This window comes from Pseudomonas nicosulfuronedens (genome assembly GCF_005877905.1).
GTDB lineage: Bacteria > Pseudomonadota > Gammaproteobacteria > Pseudomonadales > Pseudomonadaceae > Pseudomonas > Pseudomonas nicosulfuronedens.
In genome coordinates this window covers 241,970-255,019 of record NZ_SWDV01000004.1, presented here as the reverse complement: position 1 = coordinate 255,019, position 13,050 = coordinate 241,970, and the positions used below count along the sequence as shown (strand labels likewise).

General features: G+C 66.9%; 13 protein-coding genes. 5 read left to right on the top strand and 8 right to left on the bottom strand.

Annotated features, from left to right (window positions below; all coding sequences use genetic code 11):
- The first annotated feature begins 412 nt into the window (after positions 1–412).
- Together FAS41_RS06560 and FAS41_RS06555 are read left to right on the top strand one after the other, a co-directional pair.
- Positions 413–1,045, top strand: a complete 633-nt coding sequence (locus tag FAS41_RS06560) for a hypothetical protein (protein ID WP_138520798.1) — start codon at positions 413–415, stop codon at positions 1,043–1,045.
- The gene (locus FAS41_RS06555; RefSeq protein WP_138520797.1) at positions 1,042–1,434 is read left to right on the top strand and encodes a TssQ family T6SS-associated lipoprotein; all 393 of its coding nucleotides are present in this window, start codon (positions 1,042–1,044) and stop codon (positions 1,432–1,434) included. Before FAS41_RS06560 ends, FAS41_RS06555 begins: the two co-directional genes overlap by 4 nt.
- Positions 1,435–1,480: 46 nt before the next feature.
- Here the strand turns inward: FAS41_RS06555 and FAS41_RS06550 are convergent, their stop codons facing one another.
- From FAS41_RS06550 to FAS41_RS06525, 6 genes are all read right to left on the bottom strand, one after another.
- Positions 1,481–2,587, bottom strand: a complete 1,107-nt coding sequence (locus FAS41_RS06550; protein ID WP_138520796.1) for an NADH:flavin oxidoreductase/NADH oxidase — start codon at positions 2,585–2,587, stop codon at positions 1,481–1,483.
- A gap of 113 nt (positions 2,588–2,700) precedes the next feature.
- Complete coding sequence (locus FAS41_RS06545) at positions 2,701–4,086, bottom strand: efflux transporter outer membrane subunit (RefSeq protein ID WP_138520795.1); 1,386 nt, start codon at positions 4,084–4,086, stop codon at positions 2,701–2,703.
- Positions 4,086–6,029, bottom strand: coding sequence for an ABC transporter permease (locus FAS41_RS06540; protein WP_138520794.1), 1,944 nt, complete (start codon positions 6,027–6,029; stop codon positions 4,086–4,088). Before FAS41_RS06540 ends, FAS41_RS06545 begins: the two co-directional genes overlap by 1 nt.
- Complete coding sequence (locus tag FAS41_RS06535; RefSeq protein ID WP_138520793.1) at positions 6,023–7,198, bottom strand: efflux RND transporter periplasmic adaptor subunit; 1,176 nt, start codon at positions 7,196–7,198, stop codon at positions 6,023–6,025. Before FAS41_RS06535 ends, FAS41_RS06540 begins: the two co-directional genes overlap by 7 nt.
- A gap of 17 nt (positions 7,199–7,215) precedes the next feature.
- Positions 7,216–7,530 (bottom strand): transcriptional repressor, encoded by a 315-nt coding sequence (locus FAS41_RS06530; RefSeq protein ID WP_138520792.1) that lies wholly within the window; start codon positions 7,528–7,530, stop codon positions 7,216–7,218.
- Positions 7,531–7,543: 13 nt separating this feature from the next.
- Positions 7,544–8,161: a hypothetical protein gene (locus tag FAS41_RS06525; protein ID WP_138520791.1), complete on the bottom strand. Its 618-nt coding sequence runs from the start codon at positions 8,159–8,161 to the stop codon at positions 7,544–7,546.
- A 289-nt stretch (positions 8,162–8,450) separates the two neighbouring features.
- Between FAS41_RS06525 and FAS41_RS06520 the strand changes: the two genes are divergently transcribed.
- The 3 genes from FAS41_RS06520 to FAS41_RS06510 are packed head-to-tail and all read left to right on the top strand — an operon-like array spanning position 8,451 to position 10,476.
- Positions 8,451–9,635 (top strand): PepSY-associated TM helix domain-containing protein, encoded by a 1,185-nt coding sequence (locus FAS41_RS06520; protein WP_138520790.1) that lies wholly within the window; start codon positions 8,451–8,453, stop codon positions 9,633–9,635.
- Positions 9,632–10,153 carry a thiamine pyrophosphate-binding protein gene (locus FAS41_RS06515; RefSeq protein ID WP_138520789.1) on the top strand — a complete coding sequence of 174 codons (522 nt, stop codon included), beginning with the start codon at positions 9,632–9,634 and terminating at the stop codon, positions 10,151–10,153. The genes FAS41_RS06520 and FAS41_RS06515 overlap by 4 nt, the downstream gene beginning before the upstream one ends.
- On the top strand, positions 10,153–10,476 hold the full coding sequence (locus FAS41_RS06510) for a hypothetical protein (RefSeq protein WP_138520788.1): 324 nt from the start codon (positions 10,153–10,155) through the stop codon (positions 10,474–10,476). Before FAS41_RS06515 ends, FAS41_RS06510 begins: the two co-directional genes overlap by 1 nt.
- Before the next feature lie 229 nt (positions 10,477–10,705).
- On the opposite strand, the gene recJ is transcribed toward FAS41_RS06510, so the two are convergent.
- Together recJ and FAS41_RS06500 are read right to left on the bottom strand one after the other, a co-directional pair.
- Positions 10,706–12,421, bottom strand: coding sequence for a single-stranded-DNA-specific exonuclease RecJ (recJ, locus tag FAS41_RS06505; protein WP_138520787.1), 1,716 nt, complete (start codon positions 12,419–12,421; stop codon positions 10,706–10,708).
- 67 nt (positions 12,422–12,488) lie between these two features.
- The gene (locus FAS41_RS06500) at positions 12,489–13,028 is read right to left on the bottom strand and encodes a YaeQ family protein (RefSeq protein ID WP_138520786.1); all 540 of its coding nucleotides are present in this window, start codon (positions 13,026–13,028) and stop codon (positions 12,489–12,491) included.
- Positions 13,029–13,050 lie beyond the last annotated feature (22 nt).

Genomic DNA, 13,050 nt, shown 5'->3' with positions numbered 1-13,050 from the left:
GCCCGCGCAGTGGAAACCTCCCGGCGAGTTTGAGCCACCGACATCGGCTCCCTATGATCCGCGGCCATTTTTCCAACTTTGACTGCCTGCTTCTCGTCGTATCCGGCGACCCGTTTCCAGTACGAGGGCCAGGCCCCTTCTTCGCCTCCCTTGAAGATGCCGTCCGATGGAACCGACCGCGAACGCTCCCCGCCACTCCGCTTCCCGGGCGACTCCGGCGACACCGAGCGCCGACTCGGCTCCTGCAGACTCCCTCAGCTCCTGGGAGGGTCCGGGCACCGCCTACACGGTGATACCACGTCCGGCGGCTCCTTCCTCAGGTTCTGCCTGGGCACCCGTTCAGGCCCATCAAACGGAAGCGCAAGAAGCCTCGTCAGCGATCAAGCGCCCACTGCCCACGCCAGTTCCTTCCATGAACGGGATGCTAACTGTCGGCATCATTGTCTGTACGCTCCTCGGCGTGCTTGCCGTAGCACTGTGCAAACCCTTGGGAGACGGCGGTCAAACTCCCCAAGTGGACGTCATCACGCGCCAGGAAGAGAAGCGTCCAGCACTGGAAGACGACTCGACAATCATCCCAGCCTCCGCGCCAGTACCGGACGACCTGTCGCCAGACCTGCCCGATCCCGCTGCGCCCAGCACACTGCCGCCCGCAGAAGCCCCCACGGTGGCTGAAGCGCCAACCGCCGTCACGCCTCCCAGGGCACAGCACAAGGAACCTCCGGCATTGCCACAGGCCAGGAAGTCCACCCGCAAGGAACTCACCTCCTCGCCACGCAATGCAATGGCCCCAGCAGCGACAGGCACCCTGATCGTCATCATGCACCCCTGGGGCGAGGTCTGGATCGATGGCCGGAAACGTGGATTCAGCCCTCCTCAGTTCCGGCTGCAATTACCACCTGGGTGCTACCAGGTGGAATTGCGCAATCCCGGACGCCCCAGCCACGTCCAGCGGTTGCAGATTCCCTCCGGGCAGTCCGTCACGCTGCGGCACGATTTTCTCCAGGCACCGGCCCACACAACCCCCAACGCGGACAGTCCATGAAGATACTGCGTCCCCTGTCGACACCGCTGATGATTGCCTGCCTGGTGGCGGCCTCAGGCTGCAGGAGCCACCACGAAGAGCCGCAGGAGGATGCCTTCCAGGCTCAGGCCGAGAAAGCCTTCGGCGAAGGCATACGGCTTTACGAGGCGGGGGACTACGCCGCGGCCGAAGAGCAATTCCTCACACCTGCCATCTGGGTCGAAGATTCGCCGCTGCAATCGCAGGCACTCAAGCTCCTGGCGTTCAGCTATTGCGTGACGGGTCGACCGAATCAATGCCGCTTCGCCTTCGAGAGCGCGCTGCAGATCGATCCGCACTTCCATCTGGATAGCACCGAAGTGGGCCATCCACTGTGGGGGCCGGTGTTCGATCAGGCCGCCCGTCGCTGACTCAATCCGGATCACGCGGCCCAGGCCCGCGTGATCCGCTCAAGGGTCAAACCTGCCCGTAGGCCTTGCGCTTGGGCGTGCCGCGTTGCGCGGCGCGCAGGTACTGCGCCGGCCAGGGCACCGGCTGGCCACCCAGCTCGTCGGCGGCATGCAGCGGCCAGTAGGGATCGCGCAGCAGCTCGCGGGCCAGCAGGATCAGGTCGGCCTGCCCGGTACGCAGGATGTGCTCGGCCTGCACCGGCTCGGTGATCATCCCCACGGTGCCGCTGGCGACGCCCGCCTCCTTGCGCACCCGCTCGGCGAACTGCGTCTGGTAGCCCGGGCCCACGGGGATCTCGGCGTTCACCGCGGTACCGCCCGAAGACACGTCGATCAAGTCCACGCCCAGGGCCTTCAGGCGGCGCGCCAGCTCCACGGTTTCGTCGGGGTTCCAGCCGTCCTCCACCCAGTCGGTGGCGGACAGGCGGACGAACAGCGGCAGCTCCTGCGGCCAGACCGTGCGCACGGCTTCGGTGACTTCCAGGAGGAAGCGGATGCGGTTCTCGAAGCAGGTGCCGTACTGGTCGCGGCGCTGGTTGGAGAGCGGCGAAAGGAACTGGTGCAGCAGGTAGCCGTGGGCGGCATGCACCTCGGCGACCTTGAAGCCAGCGGCCAGGGCGCGCTCGGCGCCGCGCACGAACTGGTGCTTGATGGTCGCCATCTGCTCTTCGCTCAGGGCGATGGGCGCCGTGTGCTGCGGGTCGAAAGCGATGGCCGAGGGCGCCACCGGCGTCCAGCCGCCCTCGCTGATCGGCACGGAGCCGTGCTTGCCCAACCAGGGAGCCCAGGTGCTCGCCTTGCGGCCGGCATGGGCCAGTTGCACGCCGGCCACTGCGCCCTGGGATTCGATGAAGCGGGTGATGCGCCGGAGCGGCTCGACCTGCTCGTCGTTCCAGATACCCAGGTCCTCGGCGCTGATTCGCCCTTCCGGGGCGATGGCCGTGGCTTCGACTATCACCAGACCGGCACCACCGACGGCTCGGCTGCCCAGGTGCACCAGGTGCCAGTCGTTGGCCAGACCGTCCTGGGCGGAGTACTGGCACATGGGGGATACGGCGATGCGGTTGGACAGGGTCAGTTGGCGCAGGGTCAGGGGCTCGAACAACTGGCTCATGGTGGCACTCCCTCGGGTCTTCAGAACTTGTCACTTCAACTGTAGACCGGGATCGCCTAAGGATAGGTTCAGATGATCGGTGGCAAGCTGCTCGCCCTGGCGGTGGCGCGCTCCTACAGGGAGGTCGCCAGTGGGGTATTTCCAGCCTGCCAACCGCCACCCAGGGCCTTGTACAAGGCCACGCTGGCCTGCAGACGCAGCTGGCGCAGGCTGGCCAGGCCATCCTGCGCGCTGTAGAGCGTGCGCTGGGCGTCCAGCAGCACCAGCAGGTCTTCAGCTCCGGCGCGATAACGCGAGTTGGCCAGTTCGAAGGCGCGCTCGGCCTGGCGCACCTGCTCGGCCTGCGCCTGCAGACGCGCCTCGAGTCCGGCAATGGCGTCCAGGCCGGACTCCACTTCGCCGAATGCGGTGATGATCGCCGCTCGATAGTTCGCGAGCAGTTCCTCCTGCCGCGCCTGGGCCAGGTCGCGCTGGCCGGTCAGGCGGCCGTTGTTGAAGACCGGTGCCAGCAGGCCTCCACTGACGCTATAGAGAGGGTTGTCAGCGAGATCTCCCAGCCGGGCCCCGCCACTGCCCAGGTCCAGCCCCAGCGTCAGTTGTGGGAACAGCGCGGCACGAGCAGCGCCCAGATCGGCGGCGGCGCTTCGCAGTTGTGCTTCGGCACGGGCGAGGTCCGGACGGCGAGCCAGCAGCTGCGACGGTACGCCCGTCGCAATGTCGGGATCGCTCAGCTCGTTCAATGACCCCGACTGTAAACGCAACGACTGACGCGGACTGCCGAGCAACACGGCCACCGCGACCTCACTCTGCGCCAGTTGCTGGCGCAGCTCCGCCTGCTCCACCCGCAGACCAGCCAGCAACGCACGCTGCTGGGCCAGCTCCAGCGGCATGGCCGCCCCGGCGCGCTGGCGCGATTCCAGGGTGGCGAGTACGTCCTCGGCGTTCTTCAGGTTCAGCCCGGCGATGCGCAGGCGTGCGCTCAGACCGGCGTGTTCCAGCCAGGTTGTGGCGACGGCGGCGGTCAGGCTCAGATGGGTGCTGTGCAGGTCGAATTCGCTGGCCTGCCATTGCGCACGGGCCGCATCGCGCAGGGCGCGGTTGCGGCCCCACAGGTCCAGCTCGTAGCGGGTTTGCAGGCCCAGGCCGAATGCGTTGCCGTCGACATCGGCATTCCCGCCCAAACGCCCCTGGCGCGAGGCGTTCAGCGTGCCGCTCACCTCCGGCAGCAAGGGCGCACCGGCGACCCGCAAGGTCGCACGCGCCTGGCGCATGCGCGCCTCGGCGGCCTGCAGGTCGTAGCTGTCGCGGGCGGCGCGCGCTACCAATTGGTCCAGTTCGGCGCTGCCGAATTGCTTCCACCATTGCTCGTCCCACTCTGCCTCGGCGGGCGCCACCGTCTGAGTCCAGGCGGCGGGCGCGGCAATCTGGTGCGGCGGCGCCGGCTCCTGCAAGGAGCAGCCGGCCAGCAGCAGGCAGAACAGCGAAAGGCGGGCCCTCATCACTCACCTCCCAGGGCGACGACCGGATCGAGCCGCGCCGCCTTGCGGGCCGGCGCGTAGCCGAACACCAGCCCGGTGACCAGCGCGCAGCCGAAAGCGCCAAGGCACGCCGTGAGCGAAAACACCACCGGCACACCACTGAGCAGCAGCACGGTGCCGATGGACAGGCCGATGACCACGCCGATCAGTCCGCCCACCAGACTCAGCAAGGTGGACTCGGACAGGAACTGGCGAAGGATGTCCCGTTGCCGCGCGCCGGTGGCGACACGGATGCCGATCTCGCGGGTGCGTTCACGCACGGTCATCAGCATCACGTTCATCACGCCGATGCCACCCACCAGCAGCGAGACGGCGGCGATCAGGCTGAGCATCAGGGTCATGCTGTCCTGCGCCTCGGCCTGGGCCTGCAACTTGGCGGCGGCATTGCCGATGCCGAAGTCCTTGCGTCCGTGGCGCTCCAGCAGCAGCTCCTGCATGGCCTCCTCGGCCTCTTTCACCAGCGCCGGGGACATGGCGTCGATAACCGCGTAATCCGGGTCGGTCATGCCCTTGTAGACCCGCGCGCGCCCGGCGTTGTAAGGGATGAAGAGCATCTCGTCGTAGTCCTCGACCCCCGAGTCGGCGCCCTTTTCCTTGAGTACGCCGATCACCTCGAACAGCGCGTTGCCCACCAGCAGTTGCCGTCCCAGCGGGCTCTCGCCATCGGGGAAAAAGTAGGTCCAGGCCTTGTGTCCCATCACCACCAGCGGCGCCAGCTCGCGGTCTTCGGCGGCGGTGAAGAAACGTCCCTGCACCACCGGCCAGCGATGGATCAGCGGCATCTCCTCGGTCGAAGCGAAGGTGTACAGCGACTTCGACAGGTTGCCGTAGCGCACGGTCAGGGCGTTGCCGATCACCGGCATTGCGTGGCGCACCTGTGGCAGCTCGGACACGGCGGCCAAGTCCTCGACCGTCACCGCGCCCATGGGGCCGCCTTCGGGCGGATAGTCGCCACTGACGTACATGATGGTGGCGCCGAGGGAGGCCATCTGCTGCACCACACGCTGCTTGGTGCCCAGGCCGATGGCGAGCATGACGATCACCGAGGCGACGCCGATGACGATGCCCAGCAGCGTCAGCGCGGTACGGAAGCGGTTCAACCACATCACTCGCCACGCTGAGCGCAGGGCTTCCAGCAGATCTCCCGCAAAACTGGCGCCACCGGCATCGCGGGCATCCCGCAGATCGGGTAATGGCAGCGCAGCTTCGCCCGCCTGTCCGCCGCTGTCGGCGACGATGTGTCCGTCGCGGATCTCGATGACGCGCTTCGCCCGCGCCGCCACTTCGCGGTCATGGGTAATCAGGATCAGCGTGTGGCCCTGGGCGGACAGTTCGTCCAGCAGGGCCATGACTTCCTCGCCGCTGCGACTGTCCAGCGCCCCCGTGGGTTCGTCGGCGAGGATGATGCGCCCGCCGTTCATCAGCGCGCGGGCGATGGACACGCGCTGCTGCTGACCGCCGGACAGCTGGTTGGGGCGATTGTCCAGGCGCTCGCCCAGGCCCAGGCGGCGCAGCAGGTCGGCGGCGCGCTGCTGGCGCTGCGCTGTGGGACGGCCTGCGTACAGCGCGGGGACCTCGACGTTCTCCCGCGCGCTGCAGGTGGGAATCAGGTGGTAGCCCTGGAACACGAAGCCGAACGCCTCGCGGCGCAGCCAGGCTAGCTCGTCGCTGCCCATCTGCGACACGTCGGTGCCGGCAAAACGGTAGCGGCCGGCGCTCGGGCGGTCCAGGCAACCAAGGATGTGCATCAGGGTCGATTTGCCGGAGCCAGATGCACCGACGATGGCGACGAATTCGCCCGGTTCGATACGCAGGGACACCCCATGCAGCACCGTGACCGTCGGGCTCGCGCCACCGCCATAGTGTTTGACGATGCCGTCCAGTTCGATCACGGCGGTCACCAGGTGAATCTCCGCGGACCTTCCTGGGCAGTCAGCTCACCGAGTATCAGCTCGTCGCCTTCGGCGAGACCTTCGAGCACCTCGCCCTGCAGCCGATTGCGCACGCCGATGCGTACGTCGCGGGTCTGCGCCTTGCCGGAACCATCGAGCACCCGCGCGCGATAGATGCCGCGCTGTTGTGGCAGGGCTTCCAACGCGGTGAGCGGTACGGCAAGTACGCCCTTGGCGGCAGCGTTGACGAAGGTGACCTGGGCAGTCATCTGTGGCATCAGCGCGCCGTCGGCGTTGTCCACGTCGAACAACACGGTGTAGAGCACGACCTTGCTGGTGCCGCTGCTGGCCTGGCTGCTGCTAGCGCTGTCCTCGGTCTTGGGCTCTTCCGGCGCTGGCAGTACCTGGCGCACCGTGCCAGTCCAGCTGCGGCCATCGCCGCCCAAGGTGGTGAAGCGCACCGGCATACCGGCGCGCACGCGCCCCACATCGGCCTCGGATACATCGGTCCAGACGGTCATCGACGAGAGGTCGGCGATGCGCAGGATAGCCGGGGTCTGGTAGGTGGCATTGAGAGTCTGGCCCTGCTCGGCCTTCACCGAGATCACCGCACCGGCGATGGGGGCGTAGACGCGGGTGTAGTCCAGCTGGGTCTGGTCGGCGCTCAGGGTCGATCGGGTCTGCTGGATCTTCGCCTGCAACTGGTCGATGCGTGCAGCAGACACCTTCTGCTCGGCCTCTGCCGTCTGCAGGTCCTCCAGGCGTGTGGAGCCCTCCGCGAACATCTGGCGCTGGCGGCCGTGCTTCTGCTGGGCGAGTTGCAGCTGCGCGCGCTGCTCGGCGAGCTGCGCCTGCAGGTCGGCCAGCTGTGCCTTGCCGGCATCCACCGTGGCCTGCGGAATCCTCGGGTCGATCTCGGCGAGCAACTGGCCCTGTTTCACCACATCCCCGGCTTTCACCAGCAGGCGGTCGATCTGCCCGGACACCCGTACGCCGACTTCCACCTGGGTGCGCGGTCGGAGCGTGCCGATGGCACTCACCGTCGCCTCGATATCCCCCCGCGCCACTGGCTGGGTCTGGTACTGCACGCCATTGCGGCCGAACGCCCAGACCAAGCCTCCCCCCACAACGACCAACAGGGCCGCCAGCGTCAGCAGGCGGCCCTTTTTCCCCCGTCCCATCCCCTACATCCTTGCTGTCAGTGCAATCCGCTCGACTTGCCCATGGCTGCCACCGCTCCGGGTGCCAGGCTGTATCGCTTGTTCTCGTCACGCTCCAGCAGGCCGGAGAGGTGTAGCCTGCGCAGGGTCTGGCTGACGCAGCTGAGGGAGATCGGCAGGCCCGGCTCCTCCAGGTAGGCATGCAGCTCCACGGCGGTCGCCTTGCGGCAGATCACCAGCGCATCGAGGATGTTCAGGCGCGGCAGGCTGCTGCGCAGGCCGGCGTGCTCCAGCAGTTGCCGCGCCGGGCGCGGCAGGCGTGGGCGGACCGGTGCCGGGGTACTGACTTTCATCGCGACTCTCATTTCAGCGCACCTCGAAAGACAGGGTGGAAACGTGGATCACGCTGTCGTAGCGCTTGCCATCGACGCTGGCGCCGCCATTGACCTGGGCGGAAACCTCCAGCACGTAGCGCGCCGGGAACGGCGTGGCCAGGGTGACGGTGCCATCCGTCGCCGGCTTCAGGCTGCGGCTCCACTGCTCGGAGGTGTACACGTTGACCTGCGAGGCCGGCACCACAGTGCCTTTCCAGTGCAGGGCGAAGGTGTTGCCGCCGGGCGTGGTGGGCACCAGCTCCAGATCATTCTGCGCCCGGGTTTCAGTGCGTCCCTCGCGGGCCTGATAGATGGTCAGGGTGCTGCCTTCGGCCCGCTGGGCGGCCGCGCGCAGGTCACCCGACGGCGCCTTGTCGATCTCGAAGGACTCGACGCCCGCCTTCATCGGCGCAGTCTTGCCGTCGCCCAGGACGACGTGGGGGTTCTGCAGCTGGGCCACCGGCAGGCGCTCACCCGGCTGCAGGTCGCTGAAGTAGCTTTTCGCGCTCTGGCCGGCTTCGCGTTCCAGCCACAGATAGTCCGCGCTGGCCAGCGGCGCACAGCTCAGCGCCACGGCCAGCAGCGTGAGCTGGCGAAGGTAGTGGGTCATGCGGGTTCTCCTGTTGTTGGGCTGAGGTTCGCTTCCGTTGCGAATCGATCGCTTTCACATACAAGACGGATGAGCCGGCAAAAACGCGCACCGAAAATGTGTAAAGAAATGGAAAAGACGCGAAAAGCCGCTCCGAAACATTTATTTGCAACTGCACATGGCCGGTTTTTCGATCTCATCCGTCCTTACTCCTAGAACACCGCTGCTCCTTGGTGTCTTCGCGCCTCGCCGGCCTCGTCCGGCGGGGGCTCTTTCATTGGTCTTTTTCCTTGCGTGGCCGTGATTCCCCATGTCCAAGAAATCCCGCTCCAGGCTCTGGTTCCTGGTTCATAGCTGGCTGGCGCTGCCCATCTGGTTCTTCGTGTTCCTGGTGTGCATCACCGGCACCCTGGCCACGGTGAGCCAGGAGATCGTCTGGCTGGTGGACCCAGCCGTACGCGCCAATGCGCCGGACGACGAAACTCCGCGTCTGGGTTACGACCAGGTGCTGGCAGCCGTCGCACAGCAACAGCCGCAAGCGGCCGTGCACATGCTCAGTGCGCCGAGCGAATCGCATTTCGCCCTGCTGGCGCGCGTCACCTACCCCGACAGCTCCAGCGCCGCGCTCTACGTGAACCCCTATACCGGCGTCATCCAGGGCAAGGTGCCACTCTTCGACTTCCGCCAGTTCACCCGCGCGCTGCACGGCTGGTGGCTGGTGCCCTTCACCCATGGCTTCAGCTGGGGCTGGTACCTGGTTTCGCTGCTCGGCCTGCCGATGCTCGCCTCGCTGGTCACCGGGCTGGTGGTGTACAAGCGTTTCTGGCGCGGCTTCCTCAAGCCGACGCTGCGCCTGCGCCAGGGTGCGCGCATCTTCTGGGGCGACGTGCACCGGCTGATGGGTATCTGGTCGATCTGGTTCATCGCGGTGATCTCCATCACCGGTACCTGGTTCCTGATCCAGGCGGTGCTCTACGACAACGCCATTTCCATCTCCAGCGAAGGCGTGCCGACCATCATTCAGCGCGACAGCATTCCCCTGAGCGCCGACGGCAAGGCACCACCGCGAATCGGCCTGGACGCCGCCGTGCTCGCCGCCCAGCAGCGAATTCCCGGCCTGGAGCCGACCTTCTTCCGCCTGCCCTCCAGCGCCTACGATCCCGTGACCATCTTCGGCAAGGCCTGGTACCCGCTGATGTTCGAAAGCGCCCAGGTGAACCCCTACGACGGCAGCGTGGCCTCGACCCGCCTGCTGGGCGACCGCTCGGGCCTGGAGTTCGTCACCGAGTCCATGCGCCCGCTGCACACCGGCGATTTCGGCGGCGTGTGGGTCAAGCTGATCTGGTTCGTGTTCGGCCTGATCCTCAGCATGATGGTGCTCAGCGGCCTGATGATCTGGAGCAAGCGCACCCTGATCGCCACCGCCAAGGAACTGAAGAAGCAGAAGGCCCGTGAGCGGATCACCGTCGCGGCCACCCCGGAGACCAGCCAATGAGCGGCCACAGCAAACTGCGCCGCCAGTGGCTGCGCTGGCGATTCCACCTCAGCGCCCTGCTGGTGCTGATCCCGCTGGGCTTCATGCCCCACTACTTCCACGAAGCGAAGCTGGACCGAGGCCTGCGTGGCCTGGGCGAGCGCGAGATCGGCAACCTGCAGGTCGGCCCCTGGACCGCGCGCATGGCCGAATGGGAGGTGGGCGATCCGGAAGACGAAGGCCGCGCAGGCTTCGTCAAGGCGTTCACCCTGGCCTTCTGCGACAGCTGTTATCCACAGGTGAAAGCTGCCTACCTGCGCATTGGCGAGCCGCGCAGCCTGCGGGCGGCCGGCGGGCTGTTCTCCGGCACGCCGCACCAGTTGTTCGCCGAGGTCACGATCCCGGCCCGCGTCACCCCGAGCGACCAGCTCTGGCTGACGGTGGAAGGCTGGGACGGCGCCGTGCACCAGACGCAGATTCCCCTCGACAAGGCCTCGCCGACGCTGGTGGCGTGGCTGGAAAAGACCCGGAGCCCTTGATGAAAGCGATCCTGCAAACCGCCACCGCGCTGCTCGGCCTCGCCGTCAGCGTCAGTGCCCTGGCACACGCCCCCTTCTGCGAATGCACCGCGCTGGATGCCGAGACCATCCGCTGCGTCGGCGGCTTCACCGACGGCAGCGACGCCCCGGGAGTGACGCTGGACGTGATGAGCGCCGCCGACAACAAGATGCTGATGCCCGGCAAGCTGGGGGCGGACTCCAGCCTGACCTTCAAGCGCCCTACCGAGGACTTCTACATCCTCTTCGATGTCGGGCCGGGCTATCAGGTCGAGGTCGAGCCGAGCGAGATCAAAGGCATCTGAGCTTCGCAACGAGATAGCTCGGCGCAAGAATCGGCCCTCTCCCTAACCCTCTCCCTGAAGGGAGAGGGGACTGAACGGCAGCAAGCGGAACGCCGTACCTCCCGGCCATACCGAGCGGCTCCCTCTCCCTTCAGGGAGAGGGCGGGGAGAGGGGGATCCCAGGCACGGATTTTCAGTAGCAGACAGATGTTCCTGCCTGTGCCAGTGAGCGCGCAGACCTGAAGCCCTCTCAACGTGGCGCGATATGCGCCACCATCAACTGCACGGTCTCGTTGCCACGGAACTCGTTGACGTCCAGCTTGTAGGCCACTTCCGCCCAGCGCACGGTGGGGTTTGGCCAGATTTCGCGGTCGATGTTGAAGGCGATGGCGTCCAGCTGCAGCGAGCCGCATTCGGTCTTGAGCACCAGCTTCAGGTGACGTTCGCCGACCACGCGCTGCTGGACGATCTGGAAGATGCCGTGGAACAGCGGCTCGGGGAAGTGCTGGCCCCAGGGACCGGCCTGGCGCAGGGCGCGGGCCAGCTCCAGGTGGAACTCCTCGGCGCCCAACTGGCCATCGGAGAGCAGGCGACCGGTGAGGTCTTCCTCGTCCAGCTGGCGGCGCACCTCGGCATCGAAGGCGGCGGCGAAGGCGCCGAAGTTCTCCTGCGGCAGTGACAGGCCGGCGGCCATGGCATGGCCGCCGAACTTGCTGATCAGCCCCGAATGGCGGGCGGCCACGGCATCCAGTGCGTCGCGAATATGGAATCCCGGCACCGAACGCGCCGAGCCCTTGAGCGTGCCATCGCCGGCATCGGCGAAGGCGATGGTCGGGCGGTGGTAACGCTCCTTCAGGCGGGAGGCGAGGATACCGATCACACCCTGGTGCCATTCCGGGTCGAACAGGCACAGGCCGAAAGGCATCTCCTCCACCGGCAATTCCTTGAGCTGGGCCAGTGCTTCGCGCTGCATGCCCTGCTCAATGGCCTTGCGATCCTGGTTGAGCTGGTCGAGCTGCACCGCCATGTCACGGGCGACGCTTTCGTCGTCGCAGAGCAGCAGCTCGATCCCCAGGGACATGTCGTCCAGTCGGCCGGCGGCGTTCAGGCGAGGGCCGAGGATGAAGCCCAGGTCCGTGGAGGTGATCCGCCGGCAATCGCGCCCGGCGACCTCCAGCAGCGCCCGCAGGCCAGGGCGGGCTCGGCCGGCACGGATGCGAGCGAGGCCCTGGTGCACCAGGATGCGGTTGTTGGCGTCCAGTGGTACCACGTCCGCGACGCTGCCCAGGGACACCAGGTCGAGCAGTTCGGCGAGGTTCGGCTCGGCGATGCCGCGTGCGGAGAACCAGCCGCGCTCGCGCAGGCGAGCGCGCAGGGCGAGCATGACGTAGAAGATCACACCGACACCGGCCATGGCCTTGCTGGGGAAGTCGCAGCCGGGCTGGTTCGGGTTGACGATGGCGTCGGCGGCCGGCAGCTCATGCCCCGGCAAGTGATGGTCGGTGACCAGCACACGCAGGCCAGCGGCCTTGGCGGCGGCGACGCCATCGATGCTGGAGATACCGTTGTCGACGGTGACCAGCAGGTCCGGGCGCTTCTCCAGCGCCACGGCGACGATTTCCGGGGTCAAGCCGTAGCCGTACTCGAAACGGTTGGGGACGAGATAGTCGACCCAGGCCGCGCCGAGCATGCGCAGAGCCAGCACGCCGACGCTGCTGGCAGTGGCGCCGTCGGCGTCGAAGTCGCCGACGTAGAGAATCCGCTGGCCCTTCTCCAGTGCATCAACCAGCAGTTCCACCGCCGCGTCCACGCCCTTGAGCTGCTGGTACGGGATCAGCCGCGCCAGCCCCTTGTCCAGCTCTTCGGCGCTCTGTACACCACGGGCGGCGTAGAGACGGGTCAGCAGCGGCGGCAGGTCGCCCAGGTTGGGCAGGGTTTGCGGGAGCGGGCGGGATTCGATGCGCATGGGTGTTCCAGTCGATTCATTCAGGCGCCGATCCCGGCGCCCTGGTTACAGCGGGTGAAGCTGCCGATTAACGCTCGCCCATCAGCCACTCCACTTGCAGCTCGTGCTGGCCACGCTCGTCGGTGACGAAGATGGTCCCTTCGCTGATCATCACGGTCCAGTTGATCGAGCGAGGCAGGTCGCGGGAGATTTCTTCCAGCGCTTCCTGGGGCATGGCGACGACGTTGAGGTTCTTCAAGTGGCGCACGCTGTCGAGCACCTTGGTAGTCCACACGCGCAGGTTGCCGTAGGCGACCAGGGTCAGCTTCTCGCAGCGGCGCGAGCACCAGGTCAGGCGCTCGGCGTCGGGCTGGCCAACCTCGATCCAGTGCAGTACGCGATCGTCCAGGCTCTTCTCCCAGAGCGAGGGTTCTTCTACGTCCGACAGGCCGCGTCCGAAAGCCAGCTGCTCGTTGTACCAGATGACATAGGCGAGCAGGCGCACCGCCAGGCGCTCCTCGGTTTCCGAGGGATGGCGGGCGACGGTGAAGCGCAGGGTCTCGTAGACCCCACGGTCGAGGTCGGTCAGGCTGATATCGGCTTTGTAGGGCGTGGCGGACAGGGCCATGGGCGTTCCCGGCGAATTTTCG

Excerpts from the sequence above, each read along its gene's own strand:
- FAS41_RS06560 (WP_138520798.1), top strand. The coding sequence starts at position 413 with ATGAACGGGATGCTAACTGTCGGCATCATTGTCTGTACGCTCCTCGGC.
- FAS41_RS06555 (WP_138520797.1), top strand. The coding sequence starts at position 1,042 with ATGAAGATACTGCGTCCCCTGTCGACACCGCTGATGATTGCCTGCCTG.
- FAS41_RS06550 (WP_138520796.1), bottom strand. The coding sequence starts at position 2,587 with ATGAGCCAGTTGTTCGAGCCCCTGACCCTGCGCCAACTGACCCTGTCC.
- FAS41_RS06545 (WP_138520795.1), bottom strand. The coding sequence starts at position 4,086 with ATGAGGGCCCGCCTTTCGCTGTTCTGCCTGCTGCTGGCCGGCTGCTCC.
- FAS41_RS06535 (WP_138520793.1), bottom strand. The coding sequence starts at position 7,198 with ATGGGACGGGGGAAAAAGGGCCGCCTGCTGACGCTGGCGGCCCTGTTG.
- FAS41_RS06530 (WP_138520792.1), bottom strand. The coding sequence starts at position 7,530 with ATGAAAGTCAGTACCCCGGCACCGGTCCGCCCACGCCTGCCGCGCCCG.
- FAS41_RS06525 (WP_138520791.1), bottom strand. The coding sequence starts at position 8,161 with ATGACCCACTACCTTCGCCAGCTCACGCTGCTGGCCGTGGCGCTGAGC.
- FAS41_RS06520 (WP_138520790.1), top strand. The coding sequence starts at position 8,451 with ATGTCCAAGAAATCCCGCTCCAGGCTCTGGTTCCTGGTTCATAGCTGG.
- FAS41_RS06515 (WP_138520789.1), top strand. The coding sequence starts at position 9,632 with ATGAGCGGCCACAGCAAACTGCGCCGCCAGTGGCTGCGCTGGCGATTC.
- FAS41_RS06510 (WP_138520788.1), top strand. The coding sequence starts at position 10,153 with ATGAAAGCGATCCTGCAAACCGCCACCGCGCTGCTCGGCCTCGCCGTC.
- recJ (WP_138520787.1), bottom strand. The coding sequence starts at position 12,421 with ATGCGCATCGAATCCCGCCCGCTCCCGCAAACCCTGCCCAACCTGGGC.
- FAS41_RS06500 (WP_138520786.1), bottom strand. The coding sequence starts at position 13,028 with ATGGCCCTGTCCGCCACGCCCTACAAAGCCGATATCAGCCTGACCGAC.